This window comes from Marinococcus halotolerans DSM 16375 (assembly GCF_000420725.1).
Taxonomy (GTDB): domain Bacteria; phylum Bacillota; class Bacilli; order Bacillales; family Marinococcaceae; genus Marinococcus; species Marinococcus halotolerans.
Genome location: NZ_ATVM01000003.1, coordinates 124,148 through 141,172, shown reverse-complemented (window position 1 = coordinate 141,172; position 17,025 = coordinate 124,148). Strand labels below are relative to the sequence as shown.

20 protein-coding genes are annotated in these 17,025 nt (G+C 51.5%); 1 reads left to right on the top strand and 19 read right to left on the bottom strand.

Going from position 1 to position 17,025, the window contains the following annotated elements:
- Window positions 1–122 precede the first annotated feature (122 nt).
- From G548_RS0103470 to smc, 15 genes are all read right to left on the bottom strand, one after another.
- Window positions 123–416: an EscU/YscU/HrcU family type III secretion system export apparatus switch protein gene (locus tag G548_RS0103470; RefSeq protein WP_022792754.1), complete on the bottom strand. Its 294-nt coding sequence runs from the start codon at window positions 414–416 to the stop codon at window positions 123–125.
- Window positions 413–1,963 carry a hypothetical protein gene (locus tag G548_RS0103465; RefSeq protein WP_022792753.1) on the bottom strand — a complete coding sequence of 517 codons (1,551 nt, stop codon included), beginning with the start codon at window positions 1,961–1,963 and terminating at the stop codon, window positions 413–415. Before G548_RS0103465 ends, G548_RS0103470 begins: the two co-directional genes overlap by 4 nt.
- A 15-nt stretch (window positions 1,964–1,978) precedes the next feature.
- Window positions 1,979–2,752, bottom strand: a complete 774-nt coding sequence (locus G548_RS0103460; RefSeq protein ID WP_022792752.1) for a ribonuclease HII — start codon at window positions 2,750–2,752, stop codon at window positions 1,979–1,981.
- A 22-nt stretch (window positions 2,753–2,774) separates the two neighbouring features.
- On the bottom strand, window positions 2,775–3,638 hold the full coding sequence (ylqF, locus tag G548_RS0103455) for a ribosome biogenesis GTPase YlqF (RefSeq protein WP_022792751.1): 864 nt from the start codon (window positions 3,636–3,638) through the stop codon (window positions 2,775–2,777).
- Window positions 3,639–3,657: 19 nt separating this feature from the next.
- Window positions 3,658–4,218: a signal peptidase I gene (gene lepB / locus G548_RS0103450; RefSeq protein WP_027847179.1), complete on the bottom strand. Its 561-nt coding sequence runs from the start codon at window positions 4,216–4,218 to the stop codon at window positions 3,658–3,660.
- Between the two features lie 85 nt (window positions 4,219–4,303).
- Window positions 4,304–4,648 (bottom strand): 50S ribosomal protein L19, encoded by a 345-nt coding sequence (gene rplS / locus G548_RS0103445; protein ID WP_022792749.1) that lies wholly within the window; start codon window positions 4,646–4,648, stop codon window positions 4,304–4,306.
- Window positions 4,649–4,773: 125 nt separating this feature from the next.
- The gene (gene trmD / locus G548_RS17240; RefSeq protein ID WP_022792748.1) at window positions 4,774–5,472 is read right to left on the bottom strand and encodes a tRNA (guanosine(37)-N1)-methyltransferase TrmD; all 699 of its coding nucleotides are present in this window, start codon (window positions 5,470–5,472) and stop codon (window positions 4,774–4,776) included.
- Window positions 5,469–5,993, bottom strand: coding sequence for a ribosome maturation factor RimM (gene rimM / locus G548_RS0103435; RefSeq protein WP_022792747.1), 525 nt, complete (start codon window positions 5,991–5,993; stop codon window positions 5,469–5,471). Before rimM ends, trmD begins: the two co-directional genes overlap by 4 nt.
- On the bottom strand, window positions 5,980–6,399 hold the full coding sequence (locus G548_RS0103430) for a YlqD family protein (protein WP_245558584.1): 420 nt from the start codon (window positions 6,397–6,399) through the stop codon (window positions 5,980–5,982). The genes rimM and G548_RS0103430 overlap by 14 nt, the downstream gene beginning before the upstream one ends.
- A 54-nt stretch (window positions 6,400–6,453) precedes the next feature.
- On the bottom strand, window positions 6,454–6,693 hold the full coding sequence (locus G548_RS0103425; protein WP_022792745.1) for a KH domain-containing protein: 240 nt from the start codon (window positions 6,691–6,693) through the stop codon (window positions 6,454–6,456).
- A 164-nt stretch (window positions 6,694–6,857) separates the two neighbouring features.
- Window positions 6,858–7,130, bottom strand: coding sequence for a 30S ribosomal protein S16 (gene rpsP / locus G548_RS0103420; RefSeq protein ID WP_022792744.1), 273 nt, complete (start codon window positions 7,128–7,130; stop codon window positions 6,858–6,860).
- 90 nt (window positions 7,131–7,220) lie between these two features.
- Window positions 7,221–8,564, bottom strand: a complete 1,344-nt coding sequence (gene ffh, locus G548_RS0103415) for a signal recognition particle protein (protein WP_022792743.1) — start codon at window positions 8,562–8,564, stop codon at window positions 7,221–7,223.
- Window positions 8,564–8,911: a putative DNA-binding protein gene (locus G548_RS0103410; protein WP_022792742.1), complete on the bottom strand. Its 348-nt coding sequence runs from the start codon at window positions 8,909–8,911 to the stop codon at window positions 8,564–8,566. Before G548_RS0103410 ends, ffh begins: the two co-directional genes overlap by 1 nt.
- An 89-nt stretch (window positions 8,912–9,000) precedes the next feature.
- On the bottom strand, window positions 9,001–10,080 hold the full coding sequence (gene ftsY, locus G548_RS17235) for a signal recognition particle-docking protein FtsY (RefSeq protein ID WP_022792741.1): 1,080 nt from the start codon (window positions 10,078–10,080) through the stop codon (window positions 9,001–9,003).
- A 12-nt stretch (window positions 10,081–10,092) separates the two neighbouring features.
- A complete protein-coding gene (gene smc / locus G548_RS0103400) occupies window positions 10,093–13,656 on the bottom strand; it encodes a chromosome segregation protein SMC (RefSeq protein ID WP_022792740.1) in 3,564 nt (1,187 codons plus the stop codon).
- A gap of 234 nt (window positions 13,657–13,890) precedes the next feature.
- On the opposite strand from smc, the gene G548_RS0103395 reads away from it, so the two are divergent.
- A complete protein-coding gene (locus tag G548_RS0103395; protein ID WP_022792739.1) occupies window positions 13,891–14,115 on the top strand; it encodes a DUF1128 domain-containing protein in 225 nt (74 codons plus the stop codon).
- A 51-nt stretch (window positions 14,116–14,166) separates the two neighbouring features.
- Here G548_RS0103395 and rnc read toward each other — a convergent pair whose 3' ends face one another.
- The 4 genes from rnc to fabD form a co-directional block, all read right to left on the bottom strand.
- Complete coding sequence (gene rnc, locus G548_RS0103390; protein WP_051143834.1) at window positions 14,167–14,850, bottom strand: ribonuclease III; 684 nt, start codon at window positions 14,848–14,850, stop codon at window positions 14,167–14,169.
- Window positions 14,851–15,004: 154 nt separating this feature from the next.
- Window positions 15,005–15,235: an acyl carrier protein gene (gene acpP, locus G548_RS0103385; RefSeq protein WP_027847178.1), complete on the bottom strand. Its 231-nt coding sequence runs from the start codon at window positions 15,233–15,235 to the stop codon at window positions 15,005–15,007.
- 88 nt (window positions 15,236–15,323) lie between these two features.
- Window positions 15,324–16,070 carry a 3-oxoacyl-[acyl-carrier-protein] reductase gene (gene fabG / locus G548_RS0103380; protein ID WP_022792737.1) on the bottom strand — a complete coding sequence of 249 codons (747 nt, stop codon included), beginning with the start codon at window positions 16,068–16,070 and terminating at the stop codon, window positions 15,324–15,326.
- Window positions 16,067–17,014, bottom strand: a complete 948-nt coding sequence (fabD, locus tag G548_RS0103375; RefSeq protein ID WP_022792736.1) for an ACP S-malonyltransferase — start codon at window positions 17,012–17,014, stop codon at window positions 16,067–16,069. Before fabD ends, fabG begins: the two co-directional genes overlap by 4 nt.
- Between the last annotated feature and the right edge of the window lie 11 nt (window positions 17,015–17,025).

The following is a 17,025-nucleotide window of genomic DNA, read 5'->3' as shown; positions in this document are numbered from 1 at the left end:
ACAAAATCGAATCTGGGCAGAGCGAAAGCCTGCAAACGGCCTTGCTGCTTCCCACACATCCTTTATCGTATAGAAATTTAGAAAAAAATTCAACATTTCCGTGAAAGTTTCTATCGCGCGGTTTAGTTTTCATTTTTCCCGGCTGTTTTTTTATCCATCCGGTAGATAAAGGCGAAGATTTCCGCTACTACTTCATACAGCTCTTCCGGAATTTCTTCATTCCATTCCAGCTCATGAAGCATATGTACAAGACCGGCATCTTTATGCACCGGCACGTCCTGTTCAGCGGCCGCTTCGATAATTCGTTCTGCAGTCCATCCCCGCCCCTTCGCTTTGACTGCCGGCGCCCGCGAGGTGCCCTGCTTATAATTAAGTGCCACTGCTTTTTTTGTTGTCCAGTTCTGGTTGGAGGTCATATCCGGATATCAAATGCTCCTTTCAGTCCTGATTCCCGGCCATACGGCCTTCCCGGCGCCGCTTCTTCTTCGTGCCACTTAAGCGACACCAGCTCGTAGTTTAAAGATGCCATCGCCGTTTTCAGCATCGGCTGAAAAAGATGCATCGGCTGCTCCGGGCGCGGATTTTCACTGCTGATGTTTATCGTTACATTTCGTTTGTAAATCTGTACATCGGCGAGTAAAACGCCGAGCCGCTCCATCTCAAGCTGAAATAAAATATGGCACGTATCCGGATCAAGCCTGCCGTCTTCGGTCCGTTTTCCCTCCCAGTGAACAACAGCATCCGAAAGCATTTCTCCCCACTTCGCCGGCAGATGGGAGAGCTGCTGCAGCCAGGCATCCTGATCGCTCTGCTGCATGAGCTGCTGACCGGCTACATGGGCGACGGTCCGTTCATGCTGGACAGAGACTTCATTTCTCGACATCATGTGCGTCTGAGCCTGCTCTAAATGCCTGTAAGACGTCTGCATTGCCTCTTTGGTTCCGCTTTCTGCCCAAGCGGACCAGCTCGCACTGCCGGTGTAGCTTTTCAGCCATTCCACCATCTGCGGTGTATTGGCAAGTATCGCTGCAGCTTCCGGGACCAGGGGGTGCCAGGCCTTCATCAGAACCTTTGCGCTCATATCCGCGGCATTGCCTGGCAGCTGCTGGATCGTCTGGTGCAGTCTTTCTGCGTTTTCCACCTGGGACTGAAGCCATTTTTCCACGGAACCGCTGCTTATCGCAGCCTGCCCGACGTGCTGCAGAAATGCTTCAGCATTCAATGGCGGCTGCAGGCTGGCAAATAACCGGTGGATCAGTTGGGCTGCCTGACCGTTTTTGTCACTCGCCGCCGCGGCGGCGGCTGCCGCAAACAGCTGCATTGGCTTTGTCGGGGCTTCGATGTCTCCTTTAAAGCTTTCAGGGGTAAGCACAGCGCTGCTGAGGGACTGATGCACGGCGTCCGATGTTTTATGCCGGGCAAGAAGCGCTGTTAAATCCTGAGCCAGCGACGGCCCGTGCAGCACTTGATGAACGCTTTGAAAGATGGACGTTTTTAAAGGAGCTCCTGCAGTAAGCATCCAATGAATGGTCTGCATGCCCTGCTTGTTTACAGCGCCCTCTCCTTTTAACAGCTGCACGCTTTTTTGAAGCGTCTCCCTCGTTACCGGCAGCTGCATCTGTTCGAACATGCGGAATATGTATTGCTCCTGCTTTCCGGACGACAGACCGAGCTGTTTTAAAAGCGCCTGGCTTTTGTCTGCAGAAGCAGCAGCTCCGTTTGCTGCCACCTGCCACACCTGCCGCCCGTTTTCATTTTTCACCTGAAAATAATATGATTTGCCGGTTTCAACCGGAGCTTCCAAAGAGGCGTGATACACCCGCCCGTTCACGGTGACCGCCGCCTGCTGGCCGGGGTACAGCTGCTTAACGGTACCTTTAATAATCTGACCGGCTTTAATTTCTTCATTTCCGGCCTGTCCTGTACGGTTTCCGGCATATGTGGACAGCAGCGACAGCTTCATTAATTTTCTCTCCTTTTACGAACGGGGGAATCCGGATACCGGCTGAAAGGAATACCGATGGATGGCACATCCACCGAGACGCTTTAAGCCGTCCAGATGGTTCTGAGTGCCGTATCCTTTGTTGCTGGCAAAATCGTAATCCGGATAGAGCGTATGGTAATACTGCATGTAACGGTCCCTTTCCACCTTTGCAAGAATCGAAGCAGCCGCAATCGACACGCTGCGGCTGTCTCCCTGCACGAGCGACTGCTGTTCAATACGCAGTGGAAGGGTCATCGCATCTACGAGCAGGGCGTCCGGAGCAGGTGCAAGGTTCGCGACAGCCGTCCGCATAGCTTTTTTGGTTGCCTGATATATATTCAGACGGTCAATTTCATCCGCCTCGATATGAACCACGCTCCATGCGATGGCCGCCTCTTTGATTTTCGTCTCAAGCTCTTCGCGTTTCTTAGCGGAAAGCATTTTGGAGTCATTTATTTCTACCAGACTGATGTCCTTTGGCAGCACCACAGCAGCGGTGGTTACCGGCCCGGCAAGCGGTCCGCGCCCGACTTCGTCGACCCCGGCCACTGCCTCAAAGCCCCGGTCCCAATAGCCCTGTTCAAACGACAGGCGGCGGCAAAAATCTTCGTACTTTTCCTGCTTCTGCTTCTGTCGTTTGGCATACCGCTGCAGCTCCTTCTGGACGCCGGCCCGGGAGTCCTCCGCCCAGGACTCCAGCAGTGCCGCATCCGGTTCCTCGTTTGTTTGCAAATACTCCTTTACAGCTGTTATCGTCCATTTCTCCAATGTTTTCACCTCTGCTGCACAATTATTCGTTTACTTCGTCGTCCGGGCGTTCAAGGCTGATGCGGCCGAGCAGCCCGCCGCGGAATTCGCGCACAACCATTTCCCCTGCTTTTTCGTAATCGATTTCCGCTCCCGCAAGCAGGGCCCCCCGCTTACGGCCAATATCTTCAAACCATTCGAGCGACGTTTCTCTCGGCTTATCCTCAAGTCCAAAGCGCTGAAGCAGCTTTTCAGGGTAATACTCCTGGCAGATACCGATAATAAAATAAGCAATATCCTGCAGATCCAAAAGCTCATCTTTGATGGCGCCCGTCGCTGCGAGACGTTCACCAACGTAAGGGTCTTCAAACTTCGGCCAGAGAATGCCCGGGGTGTCGAGCAGATCCATTTCTTTGCCCATTTTCAGCCACTGCTGGTTTTTCGTAATTCCCGGACGGTCGCCGATTTTAGCCGTCTTTTTGCCGATCCACTGATTGATGAGCGTTGATTTCCCGACGTTCGGGATGCCGATAATCATCGCCCGTATAGCCCGCGGCTTAATGCCTTTTCTTTTCCATCTGGCCTGGAGACGCTCCGTCTGCTGAAGCGCCGCTTCCTTAATCACATGCAGGCCCTTCTTATGCTTGGAATCCACGTCGACTGCTTCAATTCCCTGATCCCGGTAATACTGCTTCCATTCCTCGGTTACTTTCGGATCGGCCAGGTCGGCCTTGGTTAATACGATAACCGAGGGCTTGTCCTGAATAATCGTTTCAAGCAGCGGGTTCCGCGAGGACCGGGGGATTCTTGCATCTGCGAGCTCGATGACCACATCCACCTGCTTTAGCTTGCTCTGCACTTCTTTTTGTGCTTTGTCCATATGTCCGGGATACCATTGAATGTCCATACCTATGCCTCCTTTCAAATTAAAATGGCGATGTCCACATATGATTGAGCGGCCAGAACGTTATGACCGCTTCGCCGACGATCTCCTCTTCTTCTACGAGCCCTATAGCCCGGGAGTCATAGCTGTTCGGACGGTTGTCCCCCATGACAAACACCTGTCCCTCAGGGATACGGCTCCGGCCTGTTTTCTCCTTCAGTGTGAAATCGGTAGTCGCAGGTATTGGCCCTGCCGCCAGCGTCTTTTTATCAAGGAACGGCTCATCCACCTGCTCCCCGTTAATAAAAAGCTTATCGTTTCTGTATTCGAGTGTATCACCCGGCAGTCCGATGATCCGTTTAATGTAATCATCTTTATCATTAGCGTGGAAAACGACCACATCAAACCGGTCCCACTCATGCAGCCATTTACTTGATTTATTCAACAGCATCCGGTCTTCATCATGAATGGTCGGCTCCATTGATTCGCCTTTCACCACGACTGGAGCTACCAACAGCCAGCGTGCTGTTAGTGCAATAAGTAATGCAATCATAATTACTGTCAGAAGATGCAGCCAATTGATGGGAAAGCGGCGTTCATTCATGCGGTCGATTCCTTTCTTTATATAGTTTATCCGTATGAAAAAAGCTGCAGACGGAATACTCCGCTGCAGCTTTTTTTCCTGTGTCTTATCGAAGTTCTTTAATACGCGCAGCTTTTCCACGCAGGTTACGGAGATAGTACAATCTAGCTTGACGTACTTTACCGCGGCGTTTCACTTCAATCTTATCGATTCTTGGGGAATGAAGCGGCAGAGTTCTCTCTACGCCAATTCCGTAGGAAACTTTACGCACGGTGAAAGACTCGCTGATGCCTCCGCCACGACGTTTAATAACGACGCCCTGAAACACCTGTACACGTTCACGGGAGCCCTCGACAACCTTCAAGTGCACTGCTACAGTGTCACCTGGGCGAAAGTCCGGGAGATCCGATTTTAACTGTTCCTTCGTTATGTCGCGAATAAGTTGTTGCATTTGTATTCGCCTCCTTCTCTCGCATGCTCTTGTCCACGATGAAAACAGCGGAGCACCGTAATTGATGACTATTTAGTCACAAAATGAATCATAGCACATTCCACTGGTGGAATCAACCGCCGGATTTACGTCTGATCGGTATATTTTTCCCAAAGATCCGGCCGCCGTTCTTTTGTTCTCTTTATTGCCTGGTTTTGCCGCCATTCAGCGATTTTTCCGTGGTCGCCGGACAGCAGAATATCTGGCACCTTCATTCCGCGGAAGTCCGCCGGACGGGTATACTGCGGGTACTCCAGCAGCCCGTTTTCAAACGAGTCCGTATGGGCAGACTGCTCATTGCCGAGTACGCCGGGCAGAAGACGCGTAATGCTGTCTGCCATGACCATGGCGCCGAGTTCGCCTCCGGTCAGCACAAAATCGCCGATCGAGTATTCATCCGTAATTAAATGCTCGCGGATCCGCTCGTCATAGCCTTCATAATGCCCGCATATGAACATCAGCCGCTCTTCACCGGCAAGCTCCCTGGCATCCTCCTGCTTAAAAGGCTTTCCCTGCGGGCAGAGAAGAATGACACGGTCCGGCGGCGCATCGCCTGTACTTTTTACCTCAGCGGCGGCGTCAAACACTGGCTGCGGCTTCAATACGAGACCTGCTCCCCCGCCGTACGGGTAATCATCCACCTTGTTATGCTTGTCGTCTGTATAGTCCCGGATGTCGTGGGTATGAAAGGAGACGTGCCCTCTTTCAGCGGCCCGGGAAAGAATGGAGTGGCTGAACACACTTTCAAACATGCCCGGAAACAGGGTTAAAAAATCCATTCTCATTCCGGCAGCATTCCCTTCATTACCCTTACAGTAATACGTTTTTCGGCGACGTCCACATGCTGGACGACCTCTTCAATATAAGGAAGCAGAATATCCTGACGCCCTTCTGCCGGTTCCACCACCCACACATCATTGGCCCCCGGGGTCAGGATTTCTTTCACATAACCGAGGCGGGTGCCTTCTTCCGTGTAGACGTCTGCATCAATGATTTCATGAAAATAATATTCCGTCTCTTCAAGCGGGGCAAGCGCCGTTTCCGGTACAAAAAGCGCCGCATTTTTCATCCAGTCCACGTCGTCAATCGAGTGGAACCCTTCGAATGTGAGCAGAATAAACTGTTTATGCGGCCTTGAGCTTTTAATGACCAGCGGCTCATAGCCGGTTTCTGTCTCGGGCTTCTCTACGTATACCTCCTGCCCGGGCTGAAAACGGTCCTCCTCAAAGTCGCTGACGGATTTTACCCTGACTTCCCCCCGTACGCCGTGCGTGTTTACAATTGTTCCTACATTAAACCATTCCATCTTCGTCACTCGCTTTGTGTTTTGATCTGATTTCTTTTATAATGCCCTCTTCCACAACAATGGTACCCCAGTGCTCGCCTTCATGCCACGGGCTTCCCACTTCGATATCAAATATCACTTCCGTCGTGCCAAATGACAGCTCCGAGCCAACCGGCAGATGCTCGAGCTGGTTCTGCAGAAAATAGAGCTGCTGCAGCTCCTCTTTTCGCTTTTCAATCTCTTTGTTGAATTTATCCATAGCAGCCCAGCGGCCGTTCTCAGTCTCGCGTTCCTTGTTCTGCTTTTGTTTTTGAAAACGAAGCTGTTCTGTTTCCTCCAGCAGCCGGGATTTCTGCTGCTCATACTTTTCCTGCAGCTCCTCTTTTAATGTTTCCGTCAGAATATGGTGAACGTTCATTTTTTTCATTACACGCACTATATCACCTCTTCAAGGGCCCCGAAGCGGCAGCTAAACAGGGAGTTATTTTTGATCGTTCAACAGCGTAAGACGGACGTTTTTCCCTTCTGCTGAGGCTTTCGCCTGCAGGAGCGTTCTCACCGCCTGAATCGTTTTTCCCTGCCTGCCGATCACTTTCCCTGCATCCTCCGGATGAACCCTTACTTCAAGAAGCACCCGGCCATTTTCTTCCGATTCCGTCATATCTATATCATCCGGATAATCCACGATCCGCTCGAGTATTATGTAGGCAAAAGACTTCATCCACTCATCCTTTCCTGATATGTATTATTTTATCACAAACAAACGGCTCCCGGGGCCTTGGCTACAGGCAGAAGCCATGCAGAACGGGCGTATGTATAAAAAAAGACCGCCTCTCCCTGCTCGTTCCGTAAGGAAAGGGCAGGTACAGACGGTCTTTCACCTTATTACTTTGCGTTCTTTTCGTTGTGAAGACGGGTCATAAGACCTTCCTGCGAAAACAGGTTACGAACAGTATCCGATGGTTTAGCACCGTCGAGCATCCACTTAAGAGCTTTCTCTTCGTTCACGTGGAACTCGGCAGGGTTAGTCAGCGGGTTGTACGTACCGATTTCTTCGATAAAACGTCCATCACGTGGAGCCCGGGAATCCGCTACTACCAAACGGTAGAAAGGACGCTTGTTCGAGCCCATGCGCTTTAATCTGATGCGCGTTGCCATATGCAAACACCTCCATTTTTTTCTCACATTTGATTATTATAATAGCTTCTTTGCGTGCTGTAAAGTGTTTTTCCTTGCCATATAAAAATTTTACATGAATGGCATCGAGAAATTGCCTTTTTTCTTGCCCTTCTGCTGCGAAGTCATCTGCTTCATCATTTTTTTCATGTCTTCAAACTGCTTAAGCAGACGATTTACGTCCTGGATCGTTGTACCGCTTCCTTTGGCAATCCGGCGCTTACGGCTTGCGTTCATTAAAGACGGCTGCTGGCGTTCCTGCCTGGTCATAGAGCGAACGATTGCCTCCACCCGCGTAATCTGATTGTCGTCCATCTGGACGTTCTTAAGGCCTTTCATTTTGCCGGCGCCGGGGATCATGCTCATGATATCTTCCATCGATCCCATGTTGCGCACCTGCCCGAGCTGTTCCAAAAAGTCGTCGAACGTCAGCTCCTGCGACCGCATTTTCTTTTCAAGCTCTTTGGCCTTATCTTCATCCACGTTGGTTTGTGCTTTTTCAATCAGAGAGAGCATATCGCCCATGCCAAGAATCCGCGAAGCCATCCGTTCCGGGTGGAATGGTTCAATGGCGTCAATTTTCTCTCCGGTACCGGCAAATTTGATCGGCTTATCCGTTACCGATTTAACCGACAGCGCTGCCCCGCCGCGGGTGTCACCGTCAAGCTTTGTGAGCGTCACACCAGTGATGCCGAGCTGCTCGTTAAAGCTTTCTGCCACATTGACAGCGTCCTGCCCGGTCATCGAGTCCACCACGAGCATGATTTCATCCGGATTGACTGCTTCTTTCATGCGCTGCAGCTCGTCCATCAAGGAATCATCCACGTGCAGACGGCCTGCTGTATCAATAAACAGATAATCATAATGCTCTTCTTTTGCTTTGGCAAGCGATTGTTTGGCGATATCGACCGGATCCGCCTCGGTTCCAAGAGAGAAGACAGGCATGTTCAGCTGCCGGCCGAGCGTCTCAAGCTGATCAATCGCTGCCGGACGGTATACGTCGGCTGCGGCCATCAGGGGCTGGCGGTTTTTGTTTTTCCGTAAATAATTCGCAATTTTCGCAGAAGTGGTCGTTTTCCCGGCGCCCTGCAGGCCGACCATCATTACTACCGTCGGCCCTTTAGCCGCTTTTGCAATTTCAGCCTGTTCGCCGCCCATCAGCTGGGTCAGCTCTTCGCTGACCACCTTGACGACCTGCTGGCCGGGCGTTAAGCTTTTCATCACTTCCTGGCCGGTGGCACGATCTTTCACGCTGTTGACGAACTGCTTTACGACCTTGTAGTTGACATCTGCTTCAAGCAGCGCAAGCCGCACTTCGCGCATCATTGCTTTAACGTCTTCATCCGTAACTTTCCCACGGCTTTTCATATGGTCAAACGTGGACTGCAGACGTTCGCCTAATCCTTCAAATGCCATTACGAAACCCCTTCCTCTTCTAATTTTTCGAGCGTTTCTATCGCTTCAAGCAGCTGCGCCCTCCCCGGGAAATCGTCCGGGGCCAGCAATTTTAACTGCTCATACAGCGCGAGGCGCTCCTGGTATTTTTTATATAATCCAAGCTTTTCTTCGTATTCTTCAAGCATCGTCTCGGTGCGCCGAATGTTGTCGTAAACAGCCTGGCGGCTGACGTTAAATTCCTCCGAAATTTCACCAAGCGAAAAGTCGTCTAAATAGTACCTTTCCAAATAGAGCCGCTGCTTGTTTGTCAGCAGCGGCTGGTAAAAATCAAACAGTGAATTCATGCGAACTGTTTTTTCGAGCATGCAGACCACCTCTGGCGTTAAGTGCAATTACTTTACAGTTCATCTTACGAACCACAGCGTCTCTTGTCAAGAAATTGCATGACCGGATGCTACCGCTCCTCTGCATCAGCCGGCGTCTGCTCAATCATATCCTTGAATAACCCATAGACGAAATCCTCTGCTTCGAAGGGCTGAAGATCATCCAGCTTTTCTCCGAGTCCGACCATTTTTACCGGGATGTTCAATTCGTTGCGGATCGCCATCACGATGCCGCCCTTCGCGGTGCCGTCGAGCTTCGTCAGGATAATGCCGGAAACCTCCGTTGCCTCCCGGAAGGTTTTTGCCTGGCTCATGGCATTCTGGCCGGTGGTAGCGTCCAGGACGAGCAGCACTTCATGAGGAGCCTCGGGAATTTCCCGCGTGATTACACGCTTTACTTTCGCAAGCTCATTCATTAAATTGACCTTGTTCTGCAGACGGCCGGCCGTATCGCAGAGAAGCACATCTGCCTGTCTCGATTTGGCTGACTTGATCGCATCGTAAATGACCGCTGCCGGATCACTGCCGGCCTGCTGCTTGATAACGTCCACTCCGGCACGCTCTCCCCAGCCCTCGAGCTGCTCAATCGCCCCGGCGCGGAACGTGTCCCCGGCTGCGAGAACTACTTTTTTTCCTTCTGCTTTCATTTGATGGGCCATTTTTCCGATCGTGGTCGTTTTCCCGACGCCGTTCACGCCGACAATAAGCATGACAGTCATTCCATCGGGATTCATGTTCAGTTTAGAATCTTCTCCGGTGCGGTCCAGCTTTTCCGCCATTTTTTCTGTAATCAGCGGGGTAAGCTTTTCCGTCGTCCGTATATTTTTCAAGAGCGATTCGTTTCGCAGCTCGTCGATGATTTCCATCACGGTTTCCACTCCGACGTCCGAGCTGATCAGAATTTCTTCGAGTTCTTCAAAAAAATCTTCATTTACTTCGCGGTACTGGGCAAACAGTTCATTCATCGCTTCGGAAAATGACGATCTTGTTTTTGCCAGTCCTTCACGGAAACGGCTGGAAAGCGAGACGCGCCGTTCTTCTTCCGTCTCTTCTTTGCCTGCTTCCTTTGCCTGCTGCTTCGCTTCTTCCCTGGCTTCTTCTTCCGCCGCTTCTCCGGCCATTCGTTTTTTTAATCGTTGAAAAAGACTCATGCTTTTCACTCCTTACACTTCCAGTAGTTCATCCGCTTCTTCCAGGCGGACAGATACCATTTTTGATACGCCTGATTCTTCCATTGTAATTCCGTAAAGCACGTCAGCCTCCTCCATTGTTGCCTTGCGGTGGCTGATCACAATAAACTGGGTCGTTTCACTGAACGAGCGCAGATATTTCGCAAAGCGTACGAGGTTCGCTTCATCAAGAGCGGCTTCCACTTCATCGAGCACGCAGAACGGGGCTGGTTTTACTTTAATGATGGCAAACAGCAGCGCGATGGCTGTCAGCGCCTTCTCCCCGCCAGAGAGCAGAGACAGGTGCTGTCTTTTTTTGCCGGGCGGCCGGGCGGAAATATCCACTCCCGTATGAAGCAGATTCTCCGGATCCGTAAGCACAAGGTCCGCTTCCCCGCCGCCGAACAGCTTCGCAAACACATGCTGGAATTCTTCTCGGATGGCATGGTACGTGGCGGCAAAGCGTTCTGTGACTTCTTTATCCATTTCATCGATCACATCCTGCAGCGACTGTCTCGCCTCCATCAGATCCTCCTGCTGGTTGCTTAAAAAGCGGTGACGCTCCGTGACCCGCTCGCACTCTTCAATCGCTCCGATATTTACAGTACCGAGCTCTTCGATGCCAAGCTGAAGCAGATGCACTTCATCTTTTGCCTGCTCCGGGCTTACAGACAGCGTATGCTTCTCTTTCGCCCGTTCAAAGGACAGTTCATATTCCGACTGCAGGTAGGTGATTTTATTTTCGAGCGCCACGTCAAGCCGGTTCATGCGCACCGTTGTTTCATGCAGACGGTCCCGGCTCTCCTGGAAGCGGTCATTCTGCACAGAGGCTGTCGCTTCGATCTGTTCTGCAGCGCGGGCTGCGCCCGCCTTTTGTTCACTCAGCTGCGCCTGGAGCCGTTCAATTTCTTCTTTGGCAGCTCGCGCCTCTTCAACTAACTTGTCCCAGTCCTGGCCGCTGCGGTCGTTATTTAAATGCTCTTCCCAGGCAGCTGCCCGCTCTTTACGTCCGGTCACCGCCTGTTCGAGTTCTTCTTTTTCCTTATGCAGCCGCTCTTTTTCTTTACGCTGGGCAGAAACATTCTCCCGGAGCGCTGCCGTCTGCACTTTTCGTTCTGTCTCCTGCTCCCGGAGCGCCGCTTCTTCCTCGCCGCGCCTCGAGTATTCCTGCTCGAGCTCGTCAATCGAGGCTTTCAGCTCTGTAACCGCTTTTTCGACTCTTGACCGGTTGTCTTCAAGCACCTGCAGGCGTTCTTCAAGACGTTTTTTCTCTTCTTCAAGCGAAGCGTATTCCCGGTCAAACATACCGAGACGGGAATCAAGACGGTCGTGCTCCTGCTCGCTTTTACGGCGGGCTTCCTTTTTCTCCTCAAGCTGTCCGGAAAGCTTCCGGGCCTTCTGCTGTTTGTCACTCGCAGCCGCTTTCTGCTTCTTTGCAGCTTCCTTCGTGTTCTTCACCGTTTTCTCCCAGGCTGCGGTCTTTTCTTCTATTTCCGATAAATTATTTCTTAGCTCCCGCAGCTCGCGCTGTTTTTCGAGAAGCGTCCCCTTCTGGTTCTGCGTTTTTCCTCCGCTCATCGAACCTCCGGGATTTACGACGTCTCCTTCGAGAGTTACGATACGAATTTTATAGCTGCACGCTGCCGCCAGGCGGTTCGCCGTTTCCAGCTGATCCACCACAAAAATATGGCCGAGCAGCTGGTCACGCACATGCTCATACCCCTGGCGGACATGCACAAGCTTTCCAGCCGTTCCGATAAAACCGGTAAACGTCCGGGCTTTTTCATAGCTTGGCCGGTCGGCCTGTCTCGGCCGCACCGTTTCGGATGGGAGCAGTGTCGCCCGGCCCTTCTGATGCTTTCGCAAATACGCAATCGCCTCACGCGCGTCTTTTTCGGTCCTGGTCACAATATGCTGCAGCGAAGCTCCGAGTGCCGTTTCCATCGCCTCCACGTATTCTCCCGGCACATCCATCAGCTCCGCCACCGAGCCGATAATGCCCGAAAGCTTTTGTTCCCGGGCTTTTAAAATTTCCTTGGCTCCCTGGTAATAGCCGGCATACTCCTCCTGCATTTCTTCAAGCATGCGGATTTTTGATTTTTTTTCGTCGACATACCGGTACGCTTTATACAGTCTGTCTTCCTGCTCTTTCAATTTTTCTTCCAGACGCTCTTCTTCTTTGCTGGCTGCTTCTGCTTCCGCGCGCGCTTCTTCCGTTTGGCGGGCGAGCGCTTCTTCTTCTGTTTTCTGCTCCTCCACGAGCTGTCCGGAATTCTGGCGCTCTTCAAGAAATGATTGGTTATCCTCTTTCAGTGCTTTCATGCGCCGTTCAAGAGAAGCCTTCTGGTCTGTGACGTAACGGGTCTCATTGCCTACAGATGCCTGCTCATTAAGTTTTTCAATGTATTCGCTTTTTTCTGCTTCAAGATCTTTTCCGTTCATTTCCTGGTAGGAACGCAGCTGTTTTTGAACCGACTGCAGCTCATTCAGCCCGCTCGTGAGCGCTTCGTTTTCTTTTTCATACCGTTCTTTTTGTCCCCGGTAAGCGTTTGTTACTTCGCTCAGCCTGGCCTCGTCTTCTTCGAGAGCCTTTTTTTCTGCTTCGAGCTTTTCAGCCGCGTGTTTTCCCTGTTCATTTGAAAGGTTACGGTCCCCTTCGCGTTTTTCGAGATTTCTGGCTGCTTCCACATACCCGCTCTGCACCTGCTGGTGGAACCGGGCAAGAAGGGCTTCGAAATCCCGGGCTTTTCGGGAGAGCGATTCCGTCTGTTCTTTTTTCTGCTTCCATCTCTTGTTGTGCTGTTCTTCTTTTTTCTCCTGCTCCTGGGCGTCTTTCCAGCCCGAATGCAGCTCTTCAATTTCATGCACGAGCAGAGCCGATTCCAGCGCTTCAAGCTCTTCACGCTTGGCCAGGTAGTCCTTCGCCGCCGATGCCTGCATCTGCAGCGGCTCTATCTGCTCGTTTAATTCATGCAGAATATCCTTTACCCGGTGCAGATTCGCCTCTGTTGACTCAAATTTTCTTTCGGCTTCCTGCTTGCGCTGCTTGTATTTCAACACCCCGGAGGCTTCTTCAAACATTGCGCGCCGTTCTTCCGGACGACTGTTTAATACTTCTTCGACCCGGCCCTGGCCAATAATCGAAAATGACTCTTTTCCCATGCCGGAATCCATAAACAAATCGATAATATCCCTGCGGCGGCACTTTGTCCGGTTCAGCAGATACTCGCTTTCTCCGGAACGGTACAATCGGCGCGTGACGCTTATTTCACTGTAGTCATACGGAAGGCTTCCGCTTTCATTATCAAGCACGAGCGTGACTTCCGCAATATTCAGTCCCCGGCGGGTATCGCTTCCGGAAAAAATCACGTCCTCCATACGGGCGCCTCGCAGCGACCGGGCCGATTGTTCTCCGAGTACCCAGCGGATGCTGTCGGAAATATTGCTTTTGCCGCTGCCGTTCGGCCCGACAACGGTCGTAATACCGGGGTTAAAATCAATATGTAAACGGTCGGCAAACGATTTAAACCCTTTAATTTCTATCCGTTTCAGGAACAAAGGTATGCCCCCTCTTATTTTATAGTACCTACTGGCAGCTCCCACTGCTTTCTTTCACTGTTTATATTTTATCACAACACGCGCGCCGGCAGAACTCGACCTAAATCCCCCTTTGTCAAACGCAGGAAAAACCACTACAATAATATTAACGTTGTCATAAAAACACCGTGGATACCTTACAAAGAGATGAACCATGGGTTTTTAAACTGAACGGAGTGGAGGAGAAAAATTCGCATGAGTTTAGAACAAGCAAACCGTGATAACCTGGATTACATGATCACCGACCTGCAGAAAAAATTACAGATCGTCAACGTTTCTGTGATGCAGCCGGAGCACTTTGATGTCGATCAATACCATGAGATTAAAGAAATCTATGACATGGTGGATTCCAAAAATAATATCAGCGTCAGCGAGATGCAGGCCATCGTTTCCGAGCTCGGCCATCTGCGCAAAGGCTGAGCCGCACATTTAAACAACCGCCAGCAGCTGGCGGTTGTTTTTTAATGTCATTTATTCGCGGCGCTGCAACTGTTCGAGGGTAGCCTGGGCTGCCCGCTGCTCCGCTTCTTTTTTTGAACGTCCGCGGCCGGTACCGGCGCGCGCTTCGTTTAAAGAGACAGCAGAATGAAATTCCCTGTTGTGGGCCGGCCCCTGCTCATCGGTGATTTCATAGGAAATCACGCCCAGGTTTTCCTTTTGGACGTATTCCTGCAGCTGGCTTTTATAATCGGCTGTCACAGAAAACGCCCCTTCATCGAGCTTAGGAAAGACGAAGCGTTCCAAAAACTGTTCGACGTTTGAAAGTCCCTGGTCAAGATACATTGCTCCGACGAATGATTCGAATACATCTGCGAGCAGTGCCGGACGGGTGCGGCCGCCGGTCATTTCTTCGCCCTTGCCCATCAGGACCACGTTTCCAAATTGCAATTCCTCGGCCAAGCTAGCTAGCGATGCTTCACATACCATTGCGGCGCGGAGTTTTGTCATATCGCCTTCCGTCATGGAAGGGAATTCGCGGAACAAATGATTGGAAACCGCCAGCTCCAATACAGCATCGCCGAGAAATTCCAAGCGTTCGTTATCCCTTACGTGCTTCATACGATGTTCATTTACATAGGAGGAGTGGGTGAAAGCCTGCCGCAGCAGCTGCTCGTCTGCAAATGAAACCTGCAGCTCCCGGAGAATGGACTGCATGAGTTCATGCTGTCTGGTCGTAAATACTGCTTTCTCCCTCGCCTGACTTTTGGACGATGTAGGTTTTGGCACAAATGAACCTCCCTTAAAATAATTTCGGGGCATTACATAGAAAAGCCCAGCCCGCTTGCACAGGACGTGGGCTTGCTTTCTACTACTGCTTCTCTATGTAATTGATTACATCACCGACTGTCTGAATTTTTTCTGCTTCTTCATCAGAAATTTCCAGATCAAATTCATCTTCCAGTTCCATGACTAATTCTACTACATCCAGAGAATCCGCGCCGAGATCTTCCTTAAAGGTCGCGTCTTTATTGACGTTCGCCTCGTCCACGCCAAGGTGGTCTGCAACGATTTTTTTCACACGTTCCAACGTGTCTGCCATTCCTTTCACCTCCTTTAAAGAATCGTTTCGGCTTCATCCCATCCATTCCACTTCTGAGCACGAATGAAACCGCTGTGTCACCGATATTTTATGGCATTACCATGCCGCCGTCAACATGAAGCGTCTGGCCGGTCATATATTTGGCGCTGTCTGAAGCAAGAAATAACACCGTATTGGCCACATCTTCAGTCTCTCCGAGCTTTTGCAGAGGGATCTGCTGCATCATCTGTTCCTTGGTGCCTTCCTCGAGTTCGTCGGTCATTTCCGTGGAGATAAAGCCTGGTGCAACAGCATTTACCCGAATATTTCTCGAAGCAAGCTCGCGGGCGAGCGTTTTCGTGAGCCCGACAACTCCTGCTTTTGAGGCCGTGTAGTTCGCCTGCCCGGGGTTGCCGGTCGTGCCGACGACAGAAGCCATATTGATGATCGTTCCGCCCCGTTTTTTCATCATCGGACGGGCGGCTGCCCGGGATGTTAAAAACACGCTTTTTAAATTCGTATCAATGACGTCATCCCACTCGTCTTCTTTCATGCGCATTAACAGGTTATCCTTCGTGATACCGGCGTTATTTACAAGCACGTCAATACCGCCGAATTCCTCTGTTACCTGCTTGAGCATTTCTTTGACATCCGATTCATTTGAAACGTCGGCCTGAATAACAAGCGTTTTTACGCCGTGCTCCCCGCACTGCGAGGCAGTCTCCTCGGCCTTTTCCCGGCTGCCGGCGTAGTTGATGGCAACGTTTGCTCCCTGAGCCGCAAAGCCAAGGGCAATGGCTTTGCCAATACCTCTTGACGCTCCAGTTACAAGCACGCTTTGTCCTTCAAAATTCATGACGATGCACTCCTTTTTTCGAGCCATTTATCCAGCGATGCTTCGTCCTGAACGGCATGTACATCGAGGCCCCGTCGCTGGATCCGCCGGATCATTCCGCTCAGGACATTGCCCGGGCCAATTTCCACAAATTCCGTTACACCAAGGTCAATCAGCCGGCGTACCGAGTCTTCCCAGTGGACCGGAGAGGTTACCTGGGCAATCAGCTGCTGGCGGATGGCGGATGGGTCCGAGGTTTCCTTGGCATCCACATTCGCTATGAGCGGGCGGCGCGGCGCGCGGATCTCAACGTTTTGCAGCGCCTCTGCCAGCTTTTCCTCCGCCGGCTTCATAAATGAAGAGTGAAACGGTCCGCTCACCTGCAGCGGCACCACCTTTTTCGCTCCGCGGTCGGGGGCGTGCTCCTCCACATAGCGCACGCCCTCCCGACTCCCGGAGATAACAATCTGCCCTGGCGCGTTCAGGTTGGCCAGCTGTACTTTATCAGCGGCTTCTGTCGCTTCATCTGCAAGCTCCTGCAGATCTTCACGCTCCATGCCCATGACAGCAGCCATGGTCCCTTTACCGTCGGGGTCTGCTTCAGCCATCCATTTTCCACGTTTGGCCACAATCGAAGCAGCGTCCGCGAATTTGAGCGCGCCATTAGCCACCAGCGCCGAATATTCCCCGAGGCTGTGTCCGGCAGTGTAATCCGCCTGCACGCCGCGTTCCTCCACAAGCGCATGAAGGGCGGAGCTCATCGTGAGCAGCGCCGGCTGGGTATACTCCGTCTGGGTTAATGTTTCTTCCGGGCCGTTAAACATAATATCAGTCAGGCTGTAGCCAAGCGCTTCGTCCGCTTGCTGAAATACCGTACGGGCCGTTGGAGCGTTGTCATATAATTCTTTTCCCATTCCAACAAACTGGGATCCCTGTCCAGGAAAAATAAAAGCCGTTTTTGCCATTGTGATGCCTC